This is a genomic window from Saccharopolyspora sp. NPDC003752 (assembly GCF_053605825.1).
Genome location: NZ_JBSGJZ010000049.1, coordinates 36,121 through 56,643, shown reverse-complemented (window position 1 = coordinate 56,643; position 20,523 = coordinate 36,121). Strand labels below are relative to the sequence as shown.

Sequence of the window (20,523 nt, the reverse complement as noted above, 5' to 3'; positions counted from 1 at the left end):
TTGTCCTGCTGTCCCGCCCACACCCGCGGGCGCGGGGGGGGGGTGTGGGCGGTTTCGCGCGAAACCGCCATCCCGCCCCGCGCGACCACCAAGCGTCCCGGATCGTCTCGACGGCCCGGTCATCGATCGATTTCACAGCTGAATCGCAGCGAATAGAAGTGTTGGACCCGATGGGTTCCCGGCGGGAACACTGGACGCGGATTCGGTGGATCTCGCTTTCCTGGAGGGAAAATGGACACGTCGTCCTCCGACGTGGCCCGGCTGCTGCGGATCTTCGCCGCCCGCGCACTGGTTCTCGCGTTCATCGCCGGCATCACGGGCGCGACGACGCCGGCGATGGTCCTCGGGCTCGCCGGAGTGGGTCTCCTCCTGGCCCCGATGGGAGCCGCGCACCGGCAGCACGTCAGCCGGTGAGGTGGTCCAGCAGCGCCCGCGCCGCCGGGTTCGTCGGTTCCGGCAGCCGCCCGGCCAGGTAGATCGTCCGGGAGAAGTCGGTGCCTTCGATCCGGGCGAAGGGCAGCCCGGCCCGCTCGGCGACGGATTGCGGGACGATCGTGACGCCCAACCCCGTCGCCACCAGCTCCATCAGCAGCGGAACGTGGGTGGCCTCGCACACCGGGTTGTGCCGGAGCCCGGCCTCGGCGAACCGGCGGCGCACCATCGCCTGCAGCACGCTCCCGCTGAAGTCCGCGAACGGTTCGTCGTCGATCTCCGCCAGCCGGACCCGGCGCCGGTGCGCGAGCCGATGTCCCGGGTAGGTGACCAGGACGATGCGCTGCGTCCACTGCGCGAAGCTGATCAGCTCGCCCGGCAGCGGCCCATCTGCGGCCAGGTAGGCCAGGTCGAGCTCGCCGTCGGCGACGGCCGCCGAGAGCTCGGGCACGGCGCCGTCGCGGACGTGGATCCGGACCCCGGGATACCGCGACTGGAACACGCCGAGTTCCCGCGGCAGGTCGACGACGGTCAGCGTCTGGATCGTGCCGATGGAAACGCGGCCCCGGGACAGGCCGACGACCGCGGACACCTCACCGCGCGCCGCGTCCACGTCGGCGACGAGCCGGTGGGCGACCGGCAGCAGGGCGCGGCCCGCCTCGGTCAGCGCCACGCGGCGGGTGGTCCGCTCGAAAAGCGGTGCGCCCAGCTCGGTTTCGAGCTTGCGGACCGAAGCGCTCAGCGCCGACTGGACGATGTGGATCTCCCGCGCGGCGGCGGTGAAACTGCCGCTGCGCACCACGGCGAGGAAGTGCTCGACCTGCCGGATCTCCATCCATCGACCATATCGCTGAATCCGCATCGAACCAGCACCGGAGCAGGTCGGCCGCGTTCGGGCCCGCGAGGAACGTGGTCATGCGGGGTGGTCGGCCCGCTGCCAGCATGAGGCGGGGCGCGGGTGTCTCGATGCGGCCGACGCTCCTTGCGACGTCGAGGGGGGCGAGTCGGGATGAGGATTGTCGTCGACCTGAACCGCTGCCAGGCATTCGCGCAATGCGTGTTCCTGGCGCCGGGAGTTTTCTCGCTGCACGGCGAAGAGGCCCTGCTCTACCAGCCGCGCGCCGACGACGCGCACCGCGACGACGTGTTGCGCGCCGCCGCGGCCTGTCCGGTCCAGGCGATCCTGGTCGACCGCCGGAGGGCTGGCGGCGATGTCCGCTGACAGCCAGCTGGCGGCGCTGCGCGAGGACGGCCGCATCGTGATCGTCGGCGCTTCGCTGGCCGGTCTGCGGGCGGCGGAGCAGCTGCGCGAGGAAGGCTTCGCGGGCTCGCTCACCTTGATCGGGGACGAGCCCCACGAGCCCTACGACCGGCCGCCGCTTTCCAAGCAGGTGCTGCTCGGCCGGTCGCTGCCGGAGGACACCGGTCTCCCCCGGCGGCGCGCGATCGACGCGCAGTGGCGGCTCGGCGTCGCCGCCACCGGGCTCGACCGGGACAACCGCCGGGTCCTGCTGGGCGACGGCGGCGAGGTCGGGTTCGACCGCCTGCTGATCGCCACCGGCGGGCGCTCCCGCCCGTGGCCGCACGAGACCGAGGCCGCGCTCGACGGCGTGTGCGTGGTGCGCACCAGGGAGGACACCGCCGGGCTCGCGCGGCGGCTGGCCAGGCGGCCGAACCGGGTGCTGGTCATCGGCGCCGGCTTCACCGGCTCGGAGGTCGCCTCGGCGTGCCAGGAGCGGGGCCTGCAGGTCACCGTCGCCGAGCGCGGCGAAGCTCCGCTGGTGGGCGCGCTCGGCGGCGTGGTCGGCGACGTGGCCGCGCAGTTGCAGCGCGAGCACGGTGTCGACCTCCGCTGCGGGGTCATGGTGACCGCGCTGGAAGGCGATGCCGGTGGCCGTCTCAAGCGCGCTCACCTGTCCGACGGCACCGTGGTGGATGCGGAAGTGGCCGTGGTCGCGCTGGGCGCGGTGCGCAACACCGACTGGCTAGCGGGTTCGGGCCTGGCCGCCGGTCCCCGCGGCATCGCCTGCGACGCCGGTTGCCGCGCCTTCGACGTCCACGGCATCGTCACCGACGACGTGTTCGCCGCGGGCGACGTGGCGCGCACCCCGCATCCGCTGTTCGGGTACCAGTTCCTCGCGCTGGAGCACTGGGGCAACGCCGTGGCGCAGGCCGAGATCGCCGCGCACAACATGATCAGCGCCGGTTCGCAGCGGCGCCCGCACCTCTGGATGCCGTCGTTCTGGTCGGCCCAGTTCGGGGTGAACATCAAGTCCGTCGGGGTGCCGTCGATGGCGGACGAGCTGATCGTGCAGCAGGGCGCGCTGGAGGCGCACTGCTTCGCCGCCGCCTACGGCTACCAGGGGCGCGTCATCGCCGCGGTCGGCTTCGACCACGGGAAGTGGATGGGCTTCTACAAGCGGCTGATCGAGCAGGCCGCGCCGTTCCCGCCGGACTTCCCCGGCGTGGACCAGCGCTCGGCCGCGCTGCGGCCGGTGCCGGCCAGGTTCCCGGATCCGGCGCTGCCCACCCACAGCCCCACCGTCACCCTGACCGGTCACTCGCCCAGCGAACGGCGGGTCGTCTTCACACCGGCCCGCGCCTGACTCCGAGGAGCGCGTCCATGCACACGACCAGCCTCGTGCGGCGGATCACCGACCAAGCCGTCCGCGCCGACCCGTACCCGGTCTACGCCGAGCTCCGCGGCACGCCGGTGGTGCGCGACGACAGCGGCATCCACCTCGTCACCACCTACTGGGAGATCCGGAACCTGCTGCAGGACCCCCGGATCAGCTCCGACGCCCGCAACCTCGCCCCCGGCGCCGATCCGCTGGTCGGCACGACACCGGACGACGAGGGGATGCTGCCGCCCAGCTTCATCCGGCTGGACCCGCCCGAGCACGACCGGCTGCGCCGCCTGGCGATGCGCCCGTTCGGTCCCCCGCACAGCCCGCGGCGCATCCACGACATGCGCGGCGACCTCGCCGGGACCGTGACCGGGCTGATCGACGGGCTCGACGGCCGGGACCGCTTCGACGTGGTCGACGACTTCGCCTACCCCTTCCCCGTCGCGGTGATCTGCCAGCTCCTGGGCGTGCCGCGGGAGGACGAGCCGCACTTCCGGCGGCTGGTCGACGTGGTGGTCGCCGGGCTCAGCCCGGCCGAGGACCAGGAGACGCAGCGGCACGCGGTGCGCCAGGGCCGCCTCGAACTCGGGCAGTACCTGGCGGCGCTGATCGAGGAGCACCGCCGCCACCCGGGCGACGACATGCTGTCCGCGTGGATCACCGACGAGGGGCCGGAGGGGCGGATGTCCCTGCTGGAGGTGATCACCAACGCGGTCCTGCTGCTGATCGCCGGCCACGAGACCACCGTCAACCTGATCACCAACGGGATGCTCACGATGCTGCGGAAGCCGGCCGTGCTGGAACTGCTGCGGACCGAGCCGATGGCGGCGGCCCGCGCCGTGGAGGAGCTGCTGCGTTACGAGCCTCCGGTGCAGATACTGCCCCAGCGCACGACGTTGACCGATGTCGAGGTCGCGGGCAGCGTGATCCCCAAGGGGGCGCCGGTGTGGCTGCTGCTGGCCTCGGGCAACCGGGATCCGGCGCGCTTCCCCGATCCGGACCGCTTCGACCCGAAGCGCGATGACAACCAGCACCTCGGCTTCGGCTTCGGCGTGCACGCCTGCTTCGGCGCGCCGCTCGCCCGGCTGGAAACCCAGATCGCGCTGACCGAACTCGCGCGCAGGCTGCGCGACCCGCGGCTGGTCGAAGACCCGCCGCCGTACCGGCCGAGCCCGATCCTGCGCGGCCCCCGTCACCTACCGGTGACGATCGACGGCCTGGCCGCCTGACGCCCCGGCACCGCGTTTCGATTCCCACCGGCTGCCGCCAGCAGTGCGGCGATTTCGCGCGAAATCGCCAACGATGCCAGGCACCGGACGACTTCGGGGGCAGCCGGGCGGAGCCGTCCAATTAGGACAAGTAGGCGGGGTCAGGAACTGGTGTCGGGCTCGCCTGGCAGTGGACCGGGCAGCGGGATGACCTCGCCCGTGCAGCGGCCATCCGGGTGCATCAGCCAGCCCACCCGCTTCCGGGTCCGCAGGATCACCGAGCTGTTCACGATCCCTCCTGCGGGCAACAGCCGCTCAAGGCACAGATCACCCATGTCCGCCGTCCACGCGTTCACCACGAGGTTCGCCGAACCCGTCACCGACATGCACAACCGCACCCGCGAGTCCTCGCGCATACGTTCAGACGTACCTGTCGGAGCTGGACCTGTCGGGCTGGTTCAACATCTACGCGATCTCCCTGGGCGTGATCACGCTGATCACGTTCTGGCTCCTGCCGGAAACGAAGGGCATGAAGCTCGGCGACGAGGAGCAGAACACACCGCAGAACGCCGCAACGCAGTAACCACCGGGGCAATGCCCGGCACCGGGAAATCCCCCGGTGCCGGGCTTTCCCGTTCCCGGCGGCGGGGGTTCCACGAGCGCGCCTAGGACGGGCGGCGTGCGAAAAGAACCGCTTGCGGAGCTTTCCCATCCGGGTCAAGCAGCATGTGGGCCGCGACCTCGAATCCCGCGTCGCGCAGCCAGGTTGCCACCTGGTCCGGCTGGCGGCGGTGGACGTGGACCTTCATCGGGTGACCGCCATAGCCCGCTGTCTTCAACTGCGACTGGTCGCCGACGTGAAACAGGAGCTGCAGCGGTCCGCCTGGGCGCAATGCTCGGTGGAAGTGCCCGAACACAGTCGGCACCTCGTCGTCCGGGATGTGGATCAACGACTGCCAGGCGAGCAGGCCGGCCACCGACGCGGCCGGGAGTTCCAGGTCCGCCATCGAGCCCACTTCGAACCGCAGGCCGGGGTGGTCGCGCCGGGCCACGTCGATCATCCCGGGAGAGAGATCGATACCGAAGGCGTCGACACCCAGATCGCGCAGGTGAGCAGTGACATGTCCGGGGCCGCAGCCGACGTCCGCGACCGGCCCACCGCCAGCGGCCCGCACACTGTCGGCGAACAACGCCAGCGCCGCGCGAAGGTGCTGATGACCGGCGATGGCGTCACGCACCTGGTCCGCATAGCTGGCCGCGACCGTGTCGTACGAGGTTCGGGTGTCGGCCAACCAGTCGTCCGTGTTCATGGCCGGCACGCTAGCCCATGATCATCATCGACCGGCCGACGACGACCCCGTTCAACTCGCCCTGGACGACGACCTCGTGCAACCAACGTCCCGCGACACCACAACTAGGCAGGCTCGAAGAGCAGTTGCTTGCTCAGGGTGCTCAACACTGGTGAACGCTCAATGCGCGCGACGACCGCCGCCCGGTGTGCATCAAGCTCCGGGTCAAGGGCAAGCTCGTACCGAAACCGCGTAGTCCACTCTTCACGCTCCAGGTAGACGCGGACCTCCACCTCGGCCTCCGTGACACCGAGATCCGCCAACGCCATCCGCGCCGAGATCGTCATGCACGAAGCCAACGATGCCTCCAACAGCTCATGCGGCCGCATTCCGGCCGAACCGCCGATCCCGCCCTTGAGCGTGTCAGCGATCCCCTCATTTTCCCCGGTCCGGAACCTGACCTGGTAGGGCGTTGGAAGTGCCATCGCCTCGATCACAAGCCGCGCCTTTCTGCCGAGTACCGATAGGCGGAGAGCGTAACGCTAGGAGCTCATATCTTGGGAGAACAATTCCAGATAGCGGAACGATCTTCCTGATGCGGCGGTCGCGGCCAGACAAGCGAGCTGGGTTGCTCGCCGCCCCCAGACCCGCGGCAGGCCTCCGGATGAAGCGGGGCCTGCACGCTGCGGTCCGCTCGGGGAGGTGGACGGGATGAGGACGCAGCCCCTCGCTTATAGGCGGGGAACCACCCGCGGATGAGAAACTGCGGAACCGTTGGACTTTCGGTTGTCGTCAGCGGCGGGTGAGGACCCACCACGCTTGGACCGCCGCGTAGGCGAGGATCACCGCGCCGACCGCGCTGGTGATGTGCACCCCGAAGGTGAAGGCGTGCGCCGCCGACTCGCGCAGCGCGATGCCCTGCTCCACCGGCAGCTCGGCCGCCGCCGACAACGCGCCGCCCAGCGTGTCCCGGACCGTGTCCACTATGGATTCCGGGACGCCCGCGACGTCGACGCGGCCGCGGTAGGCCGCGGTCAGCACGCTGCCGAGGATCGCCGTGCCCATCGCGGCGCCCAGCTCGTAGCCGGTCTCCGAGATCGCCGAGGCCGCGCCCGCGTTCTCGGGGGCGACGCTGTTCATGATGGTGTCGTTGGTCGCCGTCTCGGTGATGCCCGCGCCGAGGCCGACCACCATGAACGCCACGACCACCAGCCAGGTGCCGCCCTCCGCGGGCAGCAGCACCATCAGCAGGTAGCCGAACGCGGTCGCCAGGATCGCCGCGCCCAGCAGCTCGGCCAGCCGGACCCGGCGGATCAGCCGGACCGCCACCAGCGACCCGAGCACCGACAGCGCGATGCCCGGCAGCAGCGCGAGACCCGCGCGCAGCGGGCTCATTCCCATCACGAGTTGCAGGTACTGGGTCATGAAGAACAGCCCGCCGACCATCACGAACACCGCCAGCAGGTTGCTGGTGACCGCGACGCTGAACCGCGGGTTGCGGAACAGGGCCAGGTCCAGCATCGGGGCGTCCAGCCTGCGCTGCCTGCGCACGAACGCGTAACCGGCGATCGCCGCGACCGCCACCGCGGGCAGCGCCAGGGCGCCGCCGCCGGCGAACTCCTTGATGCCGAGGACCAGCGCCAGCATCGCCAGCAGCGACAGGCCCGCGCTGGCCAGGTCGTAGCGGCCGGGCGCCGGGTTGCGCGACTCCGGGATCACCAGCGGGCCGACGATCAGCAGCAGGACCATCACCGGCAGGTTGATCAGGAACACCGAGCCCCACCAGAAGTGCTCCAGCAGCAGCCCGCCGAGCAGCGGGCCGAAGGCGGAGCCGCCGGCGAAGGTCGCGGTCCAGGCCGCGATCGCGGTGGTCCGGGCGCGCGGGTCGGTGAAGATGTTGCGGATCAGCGACAGCGTCGAGGGCATCAGCGTCGCGCCGGCGACGCCCAGCAGCGCGCGGGCCGCGATGAGCAGCTCGGGGGTGGGCGCGAAGGCCGCCAGCACGGAGGCGAGGCCGAAGCCGGTCGCGCCGATCAGCAGCAGCCTGCGGCGGCCGATCCGGTCGCCGAGCGTGCCCATCGTCACCAGCAGGCCGGCCAGCATCAGCGAGTAGATGTCGACGATCCACAGCAGTTGTCCGCCGGTGGGCCGCAGCTCCTCGCTGATGTGCGGGAGGGCGAAGCTCAGCACCGTGTTGTCGACCGAGATCAACAGAACCGGGAGGAGGAGGGCGCCCAGCGCCGTCCACTGCGTGCGAGAAATCTGAGGCGAATTCAGCTTTAACATTTTCTACTCGTTTCGACTGTACCGTCTGGACGGTATAGTAACCGTCCGGACGGTACAGTGCCACCCATGGCAGCCACCAGCACCCGCGACCGCATCCTCGACGCGCTCCAGCGGATCCTGATCCGCCAGGGCACCGCGGCGGTGACCCTCGAATCGGTCGCCGCCGAGGCGGGCGTGTCCAAGGGCGGCCTGCTCTACCACTTCCGCTCCAAGCAGGCGATGCTCCAGGGGCTGACGCGGCGGATCGACGAGGACGCCGAGGCCGAATTCGCCCAGGCCACCCGGGAAGGCGTGGACGTCGTCCGGTACTTCCTGCAGACCTCGCTGCCCGAGTCGGACGAGGAGGCGGCGCTCTACTGGTCGGTCATCGCGGCCCTGCGCAGCGGCGAAGGCCTCACCGACGACGGCACCGAGGTGCTGGCCAGGGTCTTCAGCCGCTGGTCCGAACTGCTCACCGACTACATCGGCGACCCGGTGCTGGCCGAGACCGTCCGCCTGGTCGGCGACGGCCTCTACCTGAGCGCGCTGTCCGGCCTACCTCGCCCTGACCCGGACCTGTTGCGCCGGGTCTTCGACCGGATCCTCGAACAGGTCGCGGCGGCGCGCGGGGCCTGATCGCCACCATTTCCGGGAAGAAGCCTTTTGGGTATGTCGCCCGGAACTTGGCGAGTGTTACCCAGTTCGTATACAAAAGATCGTACCGCTGAGTAAGATCCACCCCGACCAATTTGGCTCGTCGGGAATTCCATGCGGGGGTCGCACGGTGTGGACGCAGCGGGATCAGATCCAGGCATACCGGTTCCTCCGCCGACGACTGGTATCCGCGCTCGTCTCCGCCGACGCCAACCATCCGGTCGCGCCCGCCAAGCGGGTCGTCCTCGGCACGGCGCTGGGCCTGGCGGTCGCACTGCTGGTGGGTGCCGTGTTCGGCGTCATCGGCCTGCTCGCCCCGACGCGCGCGGAGGCGTGGCGCCAGGGCGGCCAGGTGATCATCGAGAAGGAGACCGGAACCCGGTTCGTCCTCGGGCAGGACGGCCTGCTGCACCCGGCGCTCAACTACGCCTCGGCGCGGCTGCTCGCGGGCGGCGACGGCGGCAAAACCGTGACGGTGTCCGCAAAAGCGCTGAGCGGCGCGCCCCGCGGCGCCGCGGTCGGCATCGCGGGCGCGCCGGATTCGCTGCCGGGCGGCGATCGCCTGCTGACCGGCGCCTGGACCGCCTGCACCCGCGTCGCGCCCGACCGGCCGAGCGGCGAGGCCCCGATCACCACCGTCCTGTTAGGACCGATCGGCGCGGGCGCGGAACTCCGCGAGGGGCAGGCGCTGCTGGCCCGCCTGCCCTCCGGCGAGCGCTTCCTGGTGACCGGCGGACACCGGTACCGGCTGGGCGGTGAGCGCGCCGTGGTCGCGCTCGGCTACGCCGCGGCGGAGGAGGTCCCGGTGGCGCCCGCGTGGCTGAACACCCTTCCGGCGGGCCGGGATCTGGCCACCATCGCCGTGCCGGACGCGGGCAAGCCCGGCATCCGGGTCGGGTCCGAGACCCGTCCCGTCGGGCAGGTGCTGGTGTCCGAGGTCGGCGAGTACTACCTGGTGCGGCGCGACGGCCTGGCCGTGATCACCGAGACCGAGGCGGACCTGCTGCTCGGCGCGCCGGAGAACACCGCCGCCTACCCCGGCGGGCGCCCGCACCGGGTGGAGGTCGCCACCGCCGACATCGGCGGCGTGCCGCGATCGCCGGAACGCCAGGACGGCTACCCCGACCGGCGCCCGGAGCCCGTCAAGCCCGGCCGCGCGCCGACGGTGTGCGCCACCGGCGAGCGGGTCACGGTCGGCCAGGCGCTTCCCTTGCGGGATGGGGAAAAAGTCGTGCCGGTGACCGCGTCCACGCCGGGCACCGCCGCGGAGGTGTACGTGCCGGGCGGGTCCGGCGCGGTCGTCGCCGAGGAGCCGGCACCGGGCGTGCCCGCCGGGGCGGTGTACCTGATCACCGACGCTGGGATGAAGTACCCGATCCCGGGCGACGAGGCGGTTTCCGCGCTCGGTTACGGAAACCGGCCGACGCACGGCGTGCCCGCGTCGGTGCTCGCGCTGTTCCCGACCGGCGCCGTGCTCGACCCGGCACTGGCCGGGCAGGTGTTCCCGGGCTGATGGGATCGGCGGAACGCGGGCTCGTCCGGCTGGGACTCCGCTACGCCGTGTGGCTGCGCTTCGTCGTGATCGCCGTGGCGAGCGGGGCCTCGCTGGTGCTGGAGAACGAGCGGAAACCCGGCTGGGCCATCTTCATCGTGCTGGCGCTCAACGCGTGGAACGCGTGGTACGCCGCCCGGATGTCCCGCTCTGCCGCGCGCTGGCCGGTCGCCGTCGACGTGCTGGTGATGTGCGCGATCTGCCTCACCCAGGTCTGGACGACGCCCGCCGCGCCCAGCCCGGAGGGCACCAGCTGGGTCCGGGTCGCCGCGGCTATCACCGTGGTCGCCTATCCCTGGCAGCTCGGCACGGGGGCGTTGGGCGCGGCGACCGCCGTGATCACCGCCGCGCACCTGGCCGGGACGGCGCTCTCGCTGCCCGAGCACTGGCTGACGGCCGCGCCGATCCACCTGTGGATGTTCATGGAAGCCGGCCTGTCCTGGGGGCTCTACCTGCTGGTCCGGCGCGGCGCCCGGACCGCCGACCAGATCGTCGCCCGCGGCGAGCGGGTGCGCCGCCGGTCGGCGGTCGCCGAGGCGCGGCGCACCGACGAGCGCGAGCACCTCGCGTCCCTGCACGACACCGCGTCGGCCACGCTGCTGATGGTCGGCGCCGGGGTGGTGGCCGAGCGGCAGATCTGGCTTGCGGAGCAGGCGAAACGGGACCTGGAGGTGATCCGCGGCCGGTCCGAGGTGTCCGATGGCGAGGTCGATCTCGTCGGCATGCTGCGGGAGACCATCACCAGGACACCGCTGCGGGTCCGGCTGACCGCGCCCGACGAGCTGGTGGTGCCCGCGGTGGAAGCGGCCGCGCTCTGCCACGGCACGCGGGAAGCGCTGACCAACGTCGTCCGGCACGCCGGGGTCGACCGGGCCGACGTGGCCGTCGCGCAGCACGGCGACAGCGTCGTCGTGGAGGTCGTGGACGCCGGGCGCGGATTCGACCCGGACCGGATCTCCGGCCACCGCTACGGCGTGACCGGCTCGCTCGTGGAGCGGATGCGCCGGACGGGCGGGTGCGCGCAGGTGATCAGCAGCCCCGGCGGCGGAACCCGGGTGCGGATGACGTGCCCGCTCGGGGCGGCGGAGGACGCCGGGGGCGACGCCGAGATCATCGCCACGAAGTTCCAGCAGGGCATGCAGTGGGCCGTGGTGGTGATGAACCTCGTCATCCTGTGCCTGCTCGACCTGCCGAAGCTGCTGTCGAACCTGGACGGCTACCGCTCCGCGCCCACCCAGTTCCTCGCCTTCGCCGGGTTCCTCGCGGTGACCCTGGTCGTGCTGGTCGGCCTGCGCAGGCAGCGGCCGATCGGGCGGTGGCGCTGGCCGCTGCTGGCGCTGGTGTTCGCGTTGTCCGCGGCCGGGACCGCGTCGGTGCAGCCCGAGCACCTGCTCGGCTTCGCGCACTGGTCCGAAGGGGACGCCGGCTGGACGGTGGCGCTGCTCCTGCTCGACTGCCGGATCCCGACCTTCACCCTGACGCTCGTCGCCCAGTACGTGATGACCTTCGTGCAGGTCGGGCTCGCCGGGAACGCCGCGACCTCGTTCTCCGACGCGGTGAACGCGACCGTGCTGATCCTCAGCTACCAGACCGCGATGGGTTTGATCGCCGCGGTGCTGCGCGTGCTCGCGGTGTCCTCGGCCCGGGCGGCCAGGGAGGAGGAACAGCTGCGGACCGCCGAAGAAGTGGCGCGGCAGCTGCACCAGGACCGCAAGAACCGCTACGCCGACCTGGAAGGCACGACCGTTCCGCTGCTCGACGGCCTGGGCTCGGGCGCCCTCGACCCGGGCGACGTGTCGGTCCGCCGGCGGTGCTCGGTGGAGGCGGCGAAGATGCGCCGCCTGTTCGCCGAGGAGGCCTCCACCCCGGATCCGCTGCTGCACGAGCTCCGGGCCTGCATAGAACTGGCCGAGCGGCAAGGGGTTTCGGTGCGCTTCGCCGAGTACGGCAAGCGCCCGGCGATCCCCAGGGAGGTGCGGCGCAAGCTCACCGAGCCCGCGGTCACCGCCCTGGCCACCGCCACCGGCACGGTGCGGGTGACGGTGGCCGGCTCCGGCGACGCCGTCACGGTCAGCCTCGTGGCCGCGGCCGTCGAACCGGTGCTCGCCGAACCCCGGTCCGACGGCGACGTGGTCACGTCGACGGTGGTGGACGGCGGCCGGATCTGGATCGAGGCGAAGTGGAGCCTCCCGACATGACGTCCTCCCCGCCCGCCGAGGCGGGATTCCCAGCAATGACACGACATCGCGCAGCGGAGGTTGGAGTTGATCACGGTCGTGGTGGTAGACGATCATCCCGCGGTGGTCGCCGGCGTGCGGGCCTGGTGCTCGCTGGCCGACCCGCCGATCAAGGTGCTCGATTCGGGCCCGGCGGTATCGGTCGCGTGGCTGGATCCCGGTGCCACCGCCGACGTGGTGATCTTCGACCTGCAGCTGGACATCACCGGCCCGGCCTACGGCGACCTCAAGCGGCTGGTGGACGCCGGCCGCCCGGTGGTGATCTACAGCATGCGGGCCGACCGGGAAACCGTGTTGACCTGCCTGGACATCGGCGCCTTCACGTACCTGACGAAGGCGGAGGGCGAGGACCACCTGGTCGCCGCCGTGCAGGCCGCGGCGAGCAACGCGCCGTACCTGCCGCCGTCGCTGTCCGGTGCGTTCGGCACCGACGACCGGCCGAACCGGCCCCGGCTGTCGCCCCGGGAGACCGAGGTGCTGCTGGAGTGGTTCCACTGCGAGTCGAAGGAAATGGTGGCGCGGCGGCTCAACCTGACGGTGCACCGGGTCAACTCCTGCCTGGAGCGGGTGCGGATCAAGTACGCCAACGTCGGCCGGGAGGCCCCGACCAAGGCCGCGCTGGTCGCCCGCGCGATCCAGGACGGCCTGGTGCGCGCCGACGAACTCTGATCCCGTTGCGCCCGTCACGGCGATGGCATGAGGCCGCAACGACTTCGAGCTCGGAGCAACCCGACTCGTCCAGGTCGCACCCGACACCTGGAGCGCCAACGTGATCGGCCAGCCGCAGCTCCGGCCCGCCCATTCGCTACGACGCAGTGCGCCGATGCCCGCGACACCTCGCCGCGAGCGTCCGCATGCCCCGCATCGGCACCGGCCTGGCCGGAGCCCGCTGGCCCGCATCGAGCCGCTCATCGCCGGCGGGCTCACCGGCCACGACATCTACGACCTGCCACAACCCCGACATCGAGCACAGGACGACCATCGAGGGCGACCGGCACGCGGCGGCATCGAAGGGGCCGCCCCTGACGGACGGGCCGCCCGGAAATGGGGTACGAACGGCCCCCACCGCGCGCGGGCGGACCTCGCTAACGTCCTCCGCGGAGATCCAATCGGGAGGAATCGGTGGAGACCAAGCGGATTCGAGTCGGGGTGGTGGAGGACCACCCGCTGTACCGCGCGGCGGTGGCCCGGATGCTCGCCGACGCGCCGGACGTCGAAGTGGACGCGGTCGCCGAATCGGTCGCGCAGTTCGCGGCCCGCAGCCGGTGCGCCGGGAGCATCGTCGTGCTCGACCTCGGGCTGCCCGGGGTGCGGGGCGCGGCGGCCGTGATGGAACTCGTGCGCCGCGGCCACCCGGTGCTCGTCGTCTCGGCGATGGCCGACCGCACCGAGGTGGTCGGCGCGATGCTGGCCGGGGCCCGGGGCTTCCTCTGCAAGGACGCCGAGGGCGAGGAGATCCTGGCGGCGATCCGGGAGATCGCGGCCGGGCGCAGCCACGTCGCCCCGAAGCTCGCGGCGGTCGTGCTGGACACCTCGCGGGAGCGCAACGCCGGCGCGCGCATCGAGCTCTCGCACCGCGAGGCCGAGGTGCTCAGCAGGCTCGCCGCCGGCGAACGCGACCAGGACATCGCGATGGGCCTGCGCATCAGCATCCGCACGGTCCGGTCCTACTTGGACCGGATCAGGGACAAGACGGGACTGCGGCGGCGTCCCGCGCTCACCGCCTACGCGATCGAGAACGGCTTCGTCACCTGCCCGGCGCCCGACCGGATGCCGGCCTGAGAGGGGAATGCGGCGGTGCGGTCGCGCGGATCCGCAATTTCCATTGAAATCGAAGGTTCGATTTCAATGGAAATTGCGGAGGACGGAGTCCGCACCGTCGCGCGAGGTGAGCCTGGGAACAGGCCCTGACGTCGGGAGAAGCGCGTGATGATCCTCGCGTCCACGATCTGCTTGATGGCGATGCTGACCATCAGCGTCCGGCTCGCGCACCACGCCGGGTACCGGCGCGGGCGAAGGCGGGAGCGGGCCGTCATGAACCGGTACCTGCACGACACCGTCCTGCCGACGCTGGAGGCGCTGGCGCTGGCCGCCCCGTCGGATGCGGCCGCCGCGCCGGCCCGGCTCGCCGAGCTGCGCCAGGCCGCCAAGGAGCAGGCCGCGTTGGTGCGGCGGGACATGACGGCCCGCACCGAGGCGGGGCGCGCGCGGCTCGAACCCGATCTGGTGGCGCTGGCGGCGGATCTGGCACGCCACCGGCTGCACGCCGAACTGATCCGGGGGGACGTGGACGACACGCTCCCGGTCCATCGGCGCGCCGCGATGCGCGACGCCGTCCGGGAAGCGCTGCGGAACACGCAGAAGCACAGCGGGACCGATCGCGCCGTCGTGCGCGTCGAGGAGCGCGACCGCGGGATCGCAGTGGTCGTCCGCGATCACGGGTCCGGCTTCGACATGGCGGGCCGGGAAGCCGGATTCGGCATCAGGGAGTCGATTTCGGCCAGGATGGCGGAGGTCGGCGGCTCCGCCCGCGTCGAATCCCGCCCCGGCTGGGGAACCCAGGTCACGCTGTGGGTTCCGCAGTCATGACGCGCGGGGCGCCGCTGGCCGCGGCGGTCTGCGCGGCGCTCGGGGCCGGCCTGCTCATCGGCGCGCCGCCCGCCTCCGCGCAGTGCGCCGCGCCCGCCGGTGTGTACCGGGAGGCGATGGGGTGGGCGCAGCGGCTCACCGACGCATCGGGGACCTGGCCGGTCGCCGACGGAACGGGGCAGCTGCTCGCGGTCGTCGGCACCGGGATCGACGCGGGCAACGACCAGTTCAGGCCGGGACAGGTGGTGCCGGGCTCCGATCTCGGGGACTGCGACGGGCGCGGCACCTTCGCCGCGGGCATCGTCGGCGCGCGGCCCGACCCGGCGACGGCCTTCGCCGGCATGGCGCCGGGCGCCCGCCTGCTCGGGATCCGGTACACCGAAACCCGCTCCGGCGGCGGCGATCCCGACCCGGACGCGCTGGCCGGCGCGATCCGGCGGGCCGTGGACGCGGGCGCCACGGTGATCCTGGTGGCCGTGCCGGCGCCGCGCACGAGCCCGGCGCTGGAGGACGCGGTGCGGGATGCCCTGGCCGGCAACGCGCTGGTCGTGTCGCCTGCGGTGGGCGACGAACCCGGGACGCTGTCCTACCCGACCGGACTGCCCGGCGTCGTGGCGGTCGGCGCGCTCGACCCATCCGGCGCGGCGGTGCAGGACGAATCGGGCCCGCACCTCTCGATCGCCGCCCCCGGCACGGACCTGACCGGCCTCTCCGCCGGGGCCCGCGGCGGGCTCGGGCACCGCTGGGGCGTGGACGGCCCGGCGTTCTCGGCGGCGTACGTCGCGGGCGCGGCGGTGCTGGTGCGCTCCTACCGGCCGGGGCTGAGCGCCGAGCAGGTCGCCGAACGGCTCGCCCGGACCGCCAGCCACCCGCCGAACGGGCACGACCCCCGGCTGGGGTGGGGCGTGCTGAACGTCGGGGCCGCCGTGGCCGCGGAGCTGCCCGACGATCCTTCCGCGCTTCAGCTCCCGAACGCCCCGGCGCCGCCGGTGGCGACCGTGCGTCCGGCCGCGGGCCCGGCGCCGCTGCCCGACCACGAGCCGCTACCGGGTTGGCTCGCGCTGCTGGGCGTCGCCGCCGCCGCTCTCGCCGTCGTCGCACGAACGACCATCCGGCTCGGCAAGGCCCGCGGCTGGCGCCCGGGCTCCCGACGCTCCCCCTGAGCCGCGTTCTCGACCGGACCGATGTTTTCGCTGGTCACGGGGCCGTGAGTCTTTTGTGCTGTGGTAGCGAACTCAACCGTTGACCTGGGGCTCACTCGTCTTGGTCTTGGTGTGCCTCTTCGCGGGGCAAGGGCCACCCGCGGAACGGCGGTTCCGCAGTCCCATCGAGCAAGGCTGCGAGGTCGCGGCGCAGTTCCTTCTCGGTGTCGTACGCGACGATCACCTCGGGATGCCCCGGCACGCGGAAGGTGACTCGCCAGGTGCCGGTGGGGGTCCGTTCGATCTGCATCAGAAGTTCGTGCCCCGCCCCCCAGCGGATAACTGTCCCATTCACAGCTCCCCGCTCCCCTGCTCGTACGGGTTTCACGCTAAGCGTCGCGACGGTCGAACGGTAGAGTCCTTCGCCTGGGACGGCCGGGGCCGCTTGGCCGAGCCCGAGACCAACGCCCGTTCCAGGGCCGACCGCGCCCTCCCACTCGCCCAGCTGTGCACGGCTGGGTCCGGGGTGCGATGTCATAGCCCTGGGACACAATGCCGGGCATGTCCCAGTCATCTCCGCACCGGCACCACGCCATCGACTACGTGGAGCTCACGGTCACCGATCTCGACGCCGCCAAGCGCTTCTACTCCGAAGCGTTCGGCTGGCGGTTCAACGACTACGGCCCGGCTTACGCCGGCATCCGGGCCTCGCAGGACGAATCCGCACCCGAGGTCGGCGGCCTGCGCACCGACCAGGAGGTGCGAGCGGGCGGGCCGCTGGTGCTGCTCTTCTCGACGGACCTGGACCGGTCCGCGGAGGCGGTGCAGGCCGCCGGTGGCCGGGTGGTGAACGGGCCGTACGAGTTCCCCGGCGGGCGCCGGTTCCACTTCACCGATCCGAGCGGGAACGAACTCGGCGTCTGGGCGGAGGCGTAGCGGGGTCGTGAGCGGCAGTGGCCGTTCGAACGACCACTGCCGCTCACGACCCCGGGCGCGATGGGAAGTGGAACGGCCGCTGAGCGACGGGGGGTTTGCGCTCAGCGGCCGGGTTCGCGGGTCGGTCCACAGTGGTCAGGCGGTCACAGCGCGGACCGCCTTTCCCCGATGGCGCCGTGGACGACGTCGTTGATGTCCCGCCAGGACGGCGAGCCCGGGTCCAGGACGCTGCTGTGCGAGGACACGTCCGGGACGAACCAACCGTCCGAGTCGTGGCTGGAGGGCAGCGGTGTGACGCCGGGGAAGTCGTCCGGGTCGGGCCCGTGGACGCGGCCCTGCGCCCACTGGATCGGGTCGTGCTCCAACGTGACCGAGTACCGGGCCGTCGGGTACGGGTTGGTCAGCTCCGTCACGCCCTCGCCCATCCCCGCCGATGCCACGTGGACCACGTTGTCCGCGCGCATGCCCGCCGCGTCGGCGAGGCCGACGATCGCCCCGCCGTAGCTGTGCCCGATCACGGTGACCTGGGCGCCCTCCCCCAGCCTGGGGCGCAGATCGTTGTTGACGAACTCCGCCAGCCGCGGCGCCATCTCCCGCGACGGGCCCGCGGAGCTCGCCTCGGGCAGGCCCTGCGGGAAGTCGCCGTTCATCCACAGCACCGACGCCGTCCGGCCGGTCGGGTCGGTGCCGGCGAAGCTGCCCACCCGGTCCGCGTAGCGCGGGAAGTCCTCCAGCCCGGTGTTCATGCCGGGCACCAGGACGGCCACCGACCGGGTGTCGGAGTCGAGCCGGCCGATCAGGCCCACGATCCGCCCGTCCCCCGCCGGGTCGAACTCGATGATCTGCGTGTTGCTGTTGAGGATCTCGTCGTACGCCGCGATCTTCTCCCGGAGGTGCCGGATCTCCGGCTCGCGGTCCCCCGGGCCCGGCCTTGCCTCCAACTCCTTCAGCTCCGCGCCGGCCACCGTCCGCGCGGCCTCGATCTGGGCCCGGTTGGCGGCGTTCAGGTCGGCGATCGAGCCACCGGAGGGACCGTCGGTCAGCTCCGGGACGACCAGGTCCGGGTTCAGCCGCCGGATCTTGGCGGCCTGCTCGGCGTCCCAGCGGCGCACCGCGACGTTCGACGACGTGATCCCGTCGATGATCCCGGTCAGCCTGCTGGAGGCGGCTTGCAGGCCGCGCTCGTTGAGCTGGATGTTGCCGGAATGGCCGGCCTGGGCCGCCTGCGACCCGGACACGTTCGCGAACGCGGACGTCACCAGCGTGCGCGCGGTGAGGTTGCGGCGGGCTTCACCGAGCACCGCCACCTGGTCGGGCAACGCCTGCGCAGCGGTGTCGAGCGCGGCGTGGTTCACCGCGAACCGCGCCACCGAGGTCTGCTCGGAACGGTCCATTCTCCTGGCTCCTCACGGGAAATCCGGGCGACCGCTCAGGTCCTGAGGGTCGGCGGGGTGATGTCGTCGAGCAGGGCGTGCTGCGCCTGCTGGGCGCGGGTGGCGCGCTCGTCGTGCTGCCGGATCATCCGCGCCGCCCAGTCGAGGTCGTCGCGGAACTTCTGGTCGCGGTCCAGGGCCTTGCTGGTGGCCTCGCAGCTGCTGGTGATGTTCGACCGGTGCGCGCCCGCCGCCGCGGCCGATGCCTGCACCCGGCCGAAGGCGTTCTGCGACGCGGCGCCGTGCCGCAGCGCCTGCGAGGTGTTCAGCAGCGGATTCCTGGTCCCTTCAACGAGTTTCGCCACCGCGTCGAAGAACTTCGGTACCTCGGCGCGGAAACCGTCCGGGTTGCTGGCGGACGCGCCGGTGCTCGCCGAGTTCTGCGCGCGGCCCTGCCGGACCGCATCCCGCGCCCGGCCGAGGTACTCCCGGTACTGGCCGCCGGTGTAGGTCGACCACTGGCCCCACCCGTGCGCCTCGAAGATCGCGTGGGCGTTGCGCGCGTTGGTCGCCGGGTCGGCGTTCGCCGCCTCGTTGCGGTGCCGCTGGTCGAATGCGTTGCCGTGACCGGGATTCACCGACCGGATCTGCCACAACCCGACCGACGGGCCGTACACCTCGTTCTGCAGGGACACGTCGCCGATCGCCCCGGGGTCCCCGCGCGACTCCGCGAGCGCGACGGCGACCGCGATCCGCAGGTCCTCGCCGGTGAAGCCGGCGTTCGCGGCGTGCTCCGCGATCTGCTGGTCGGTGAGCGTTGGCATTGCCTCTCCTCTTGCGGGTCCTTTCGGGATGCGGCGGCAGCCGCATGCGGTGGGGTCTCGACTTCGGGTTCGCAGGCGTGGGCCGCCGGACGAGGCCAGCCCCGGGAATCCCGCGGTCCGGACGGCGTCCGAGAGCCCGCCACCCGCAAGCGCGTTGAAGCAACTTCCCGTCAGAACGAGCGCTGGTCCGGTGGTTCGGCGCCGAGGACGGAGGGGGTGATGACCGAGGACTCGCCCCAGACCTCCTCGGTTTCCACCAGCCACGGCGGGATGCGGCGCGCTCCGGACATGTCCTGCCCTCCCGGCGCGAACGGCATCATCGGCATCATCGGCATGCCGCCGGCGCCGCCGCCCGCCGCGTTGACCGCTCCCGCCGCGGCACCCAGCACTCCCGCGGCTCCCATCGCGTTCGGCGCCGCAGCGACGCCGCTGAGCCCGGCCGCCGCCGTCGGGGCGGGCACGGCCGTTCCGCCGCCGAGCGATCCCCCGCCGCCGAGTCCGGGCATCGCGCCGCGCGGCATGCCGACCGGCTTGGCTTCGTCCTTCTCCTCGTTCGCGGGGTCTTTCGGCTTCCCCCACTCCGGCACCTTCGGCGGCCGGAAGCCGCCGAGCCGTCCCATGCCGGCGGCCGACGCCGCGGCCAGCCCGGCGGTGAACATGTTGCCGAACAGCGGCGTGCGCGGTTCCGCACCGGGCTCGGGCTGCTGCCCGGGCTCGGGTTCCCCTGCCCCGCCGCCGGATCCGTCGTGGCCACCGGTGCCGCCGTCCGGCCCGCCGCCTTCTCCTTCGCCGGGCACCGGCGCGTCCGGCACCTCGGTCTGGTCCGCCAGCGGCATCCCCTGGTCCGCCGCGCGGTACTGGCCGCCGAGCTCGGTCATCACGGCGATCGCCTTGGCGTGCGCGGCATCCGCGGCCGCCGTCGCCTGCTGGTGCTCCTGCACCGCCTTCGCCGCATCGGCCTGCCGCTGGCGCAGCTGGGCCACGGCCGCCGGCGAGGCCGACTGGTCGACCTCCAGCGGAGTGGTGGCCAGCTGCGCGGTCTCCGCGGGCAGCTCCGCGACCTCGACCGCGGGCGGCATCTCGGTGCGGGCCTTCGCCAGCGCGTCGGCCGAGTCGTGCACCCGGTCGCGGATGGCGAACGCCGCGTCGCCGATCCGGCGGAGCCCGCCGGAGAGGTCGTTGATCATCACCCGGTACTGCTCGGAGGCTCCGCCCCGCCACTGGTCCTGGAACTTCGCGAGCTTTGCCTCCAGGTTGCCGGCCTGCTCGTGCAGCGCGGCGCCGACGCTGTCCCAGGAGTCCGCTGCCGGACGCACCGATGAGTCGTCGCCGCGTTGCAGCATCGCGAAGAGCTGCGCATGGCTGTAGGCGGAGAAGTTCGTCGGTTCCCGCATC

At 72.3% G+C, this 20,523-nt stretch carries 21 protein-coding genes; 12 read left to right on the top strand and 9 right to left on the bottom strand.

Features of this window, described 5'->3' with window-relative positions; translation table 11 throughout:
- The first annotated feature begins 231 nt into the window (after positions 1-231).
- Positions 232-414: a hypothetical protein gene (locus ACWEV3_RS37895; protein ID WP_452618523.1), complete on the top strand. Its 183-nt coding sequence runs from the start codon at positions 232-234 to the stop codon at positions 412-414.
- Here ACWEV3_RS37895 and ACWEV3_RS37890 read toward each other — a convergent pair.
- Positions 404-1,267, bottom strand: a complete 864-nt coding sequence (locus ACWEV3_RS37890; RefSeq protein WP_452618522.1) for a LysR family transcriptional regulator — start codon at positions 1,265-1,267, stop codon at positions 404-406. The two genes, ACWEV3_RS37895 and ACWEV3_RS37890, sit on opposite strands and share 11 nt — an antisense overlap.
- Positions 1,268-1,441: 174 nt before the next feature.
- Between ACWEV3_RS37890 and ACWEV3_RS37885 the strand changes: the two genes are divergently transcribed.
- From ACWEV3_RS37885 to ACWEV3_RS37875, 3 genes are read left to right on the top strand one after another with little or no spacing between them, the layout of a single operon-like run.
- On the top strand, positions 1,442-1,654 hold the full coding sequence (locus ACWEV3_RS37885; RefSeq protein WP_452618521.1) for a ferredoxin: 213 nt from the start codon (positions 1,442-1,444) through the stop codon (positions 1,652-1,654).
- A complete protein-coding gene (locus ACWEV3_RS37880) occupies positions 1,644-3,038 on the top strand; it encodes an NAD(P)/FAD-dependent oxidoreductase (RefSeq protein ID WP_452618520.1) in 1,395 nt (464 codons plus the stop codon). The genes ACWEV3_RS37885 and ACWEV3_RS37880 overlap by 11 nt, the downstream gene beginning before the upstream one ends.
- A gap of 17 nt (positions 3,039-3,055) precedes the next feature.
- Positions 3,056-4,288, top strand: a complete 1,233-nt coding sequence (locus tag ACWEV3_RS37875) for a cytochrome P450 (protein ID WP_452618519.1) — start codon at positions 3,056-3,058, stop codon at positions 4,286-4,288.
- Positions 4,289-4,428: 140 nt separating this feature from the next.
- On the opposite strand, the gene ACWEV3_RS37870 is transcribed toward ACWEV3_RS37875, so the two are convergent.
- From ACWEV3_RS37870 to ACWEV3_RS37855, 4 genes are all read right to left on the bottom strand, one after another.
- Entirely contained in the window at positions 4,429-4,683 is a 255-nt protein-coding gene (locus ACWEV3_RS37870) for a hypothetical protein (protein WP_452618518.1), read from the bottom strand.
- 249 nt (positions 4,684-4,932) lie between these two features.
- On the bottom strand, positions 4,933-5,577 hold the full coding sequence (locus tag ACWEV3_RS37865) for a class I SAM-dependent DNA methyltransferase (RefSeq protein WP_452618517.1): 645 nt from the start codon (positions 5,575-5,577) through the stop codon (positions 4,933-4,935).
- Positions 5,578-5,681: 104 nt separating this feature from the next.
- Entirely contained in the window at positions 5,682-6,053 is a 372-nt protein-coding gene (locus tag ACWEV3_RS37860; protein WP_452618516.1) for an OsmC family protein, read from the bottom strand.
- A 295-nt stretch (positions 6,054-6,348) separates the two neighbouring features.
- Entirely contained in the window at positions 6,349-7,842 is a 1,494-nt protein-coding gene (locus tag ACWEV3_RS37855) for an MFS transporter (RefSeq protein WP_452618515.1), read from the bottom strand.
- 66 nt (positions 7,843-7,908) lie between these two features.
- On the opposite strand from ACWEV3_RS37855, the gene ACWEV3_RS37850 reads away from it, so the two are divergent.
- The 7 genes from ACWEV3_RS37850 (at position 7,909) to ACWEV3_RS37820 (ending at position 16,016) form a co-directional block, all read left to right on the top strand.
- Positions 7,909-8,457: a TetR/AcrR family transcriptional regulator gene (locus ACWEV3_RS37850; RefSeq protein ID WP_452618514.1), complete on the top strand. Its 549-nt coding sequence runs from the start codon at positions 7,909-7,911 to the stop codon at positions 8,455-8,457.
- Positions 8,458-8,605: 148 nt separating this feature from the next.
- Entirely contained in the window at positions 8,606-9,988 is a 1,383-nt protein-coding gene (gene eccB, locus ACWEV3_RS37845) for a type VII secretion protein EccB (protein ID WP_452618513.1), read from the top strand.
- The gene (locus tag ACWEV3_RS37840) at positions 9,988-12,225 is read left to right on the top strand and encodes a sensor histidine kinase (RefSeq protein ID WP_452618512.1); all 2,238 of its coding nucleotides are present in this window, start codon (positions 9,988-9,990) and stop codon (positions 12,223-12,225) included. Before eccB ends, ACWEV3_RS37840 begins: the two co-directional genes overlap by 1 nt.
- Before the next feature lie 69 nt (positions 12,226-12,294).
- Positions 12,295-12,933 (top strand): DNA-binding response regulator, encoded by a 639-nt coding sequence (locus ACWEV3_RS37835; protein ID WP_452618524.1) that lies wholly within the window; start codon positions 12,295-12,297, stop codon positions 12,931-12,933.
- A gap of 453 nt (positions 12,934-13,386) precedes the next feature.
- Positions 13,387-14,046, top strand: coding sequence for a response regulator transcription factor (locus ACWEV3_RS37830; protein WP_452618511.1), 660 nt, complete (start codon positions 13,387-13,389; stop codon positions 14,044-14,046).
- Between the two features lie 147 nt (positions 14,047-14,193).
- Positions 14,194-14,853 carry a sensor histidine kinase gene (locus tag ACWEV3_RS37825; protein WP_452618510.1) on the top strand — a complete coding sequence of 220 codons (660 nt, stop codon included), beginning with the start codon at positions 14,194-14,196 and terminating at the stop codon, positions 14,851-14,853.
- Entirely contained in the window at positions 14,850-16,016 is a 1,167-nt protein-coding gene (locus tag ACWEV3_RS37820) for a S8 family serine peptidase (RefSeq protein ID WP_452618509.1), read from the top strand. The genes ACWEV3_RS37825 and ACWEV3_RS37820 overlap by 4 nt, the downstream gene beginning before the upstream one ends.
- A 91-nt stretch (positions 16,017-16,107) precedes the next feature.
- Here ACWEV3_RS37820 and ACWEV3_RS37815 read toward each other — a convergent pair whose 3' ends face one another.
- Entirely contained in the window at positions 16,108-16,305 is a 198-nt protein-coding gene (locus ACWEV3_RS37815) for a hypothetical protein (RefSeq protein WP_452618508.1), read from the bottom strand.
- A gap of 251 nt (positions 16,306-16,556) precedes the next feature.
- Between ACWEV3_RS37815 and ACWEV3_RS37810 the strand changes: the two genes are divergently transcribed.
- The gene (locus ACWEV3_RS37810) at positions 16,557-16,931 is read left to right on the top strand and encodes a VOC family protein (protein ID WP_452618507.1); all 375 of its coding nucleotides are present in this window, start codon (positions 16,557-16,559) and stop codon (positions 16,929-16,931) included.
- 143 nt (positions 16,932-17,074) lie between these two features.
- Here ACWEV3_RS37810 and ACWEV3_RS37805 read toward each other — a convergent pair whose 3' ends face one another.
- The 3 genes from ACWEV3_RS37805 to ACWEV3_RS37795 form a co-directional block, all read right to left on the bottom strand.
- Positions 17,075-18,325, bottom strand: a complete 1,251-nt coding sequence (locus tag ACWEV3_RS37805) for an alpha/beta hydrolase (protein WP_452618506.1) — start codon at positions 18,323-18,325, stop codon at positions 17,075-17,077.
- Positions 18,326-18,360: 35 nt separating this feature from the next.
- A complete protein-coding gene (locus tag ACWEV3_RS37800; protein ID WP_452618505.1) occupies positions 18,361-19,128 on the bottom strand; it encodes a hypothetical protein in 768 nt (255 codons plus the stop codon).
- Between the two features lie 170 nt (positions 19,129-19,298).
- Positions 19,299-20,522: a WXG100 family type VII secretion target gene (locus ACWEV3_RS37795; RefSeq protein WP_452618504.1), complete on the bottom strand. Its 1,224-nt coding sequence runs from the start codon at positions 20,520-20,522 to the stop codon at positions 19,299-19,301.
- Between the last annotated feature and the right edge of the window lies 1 nt (position 20,523).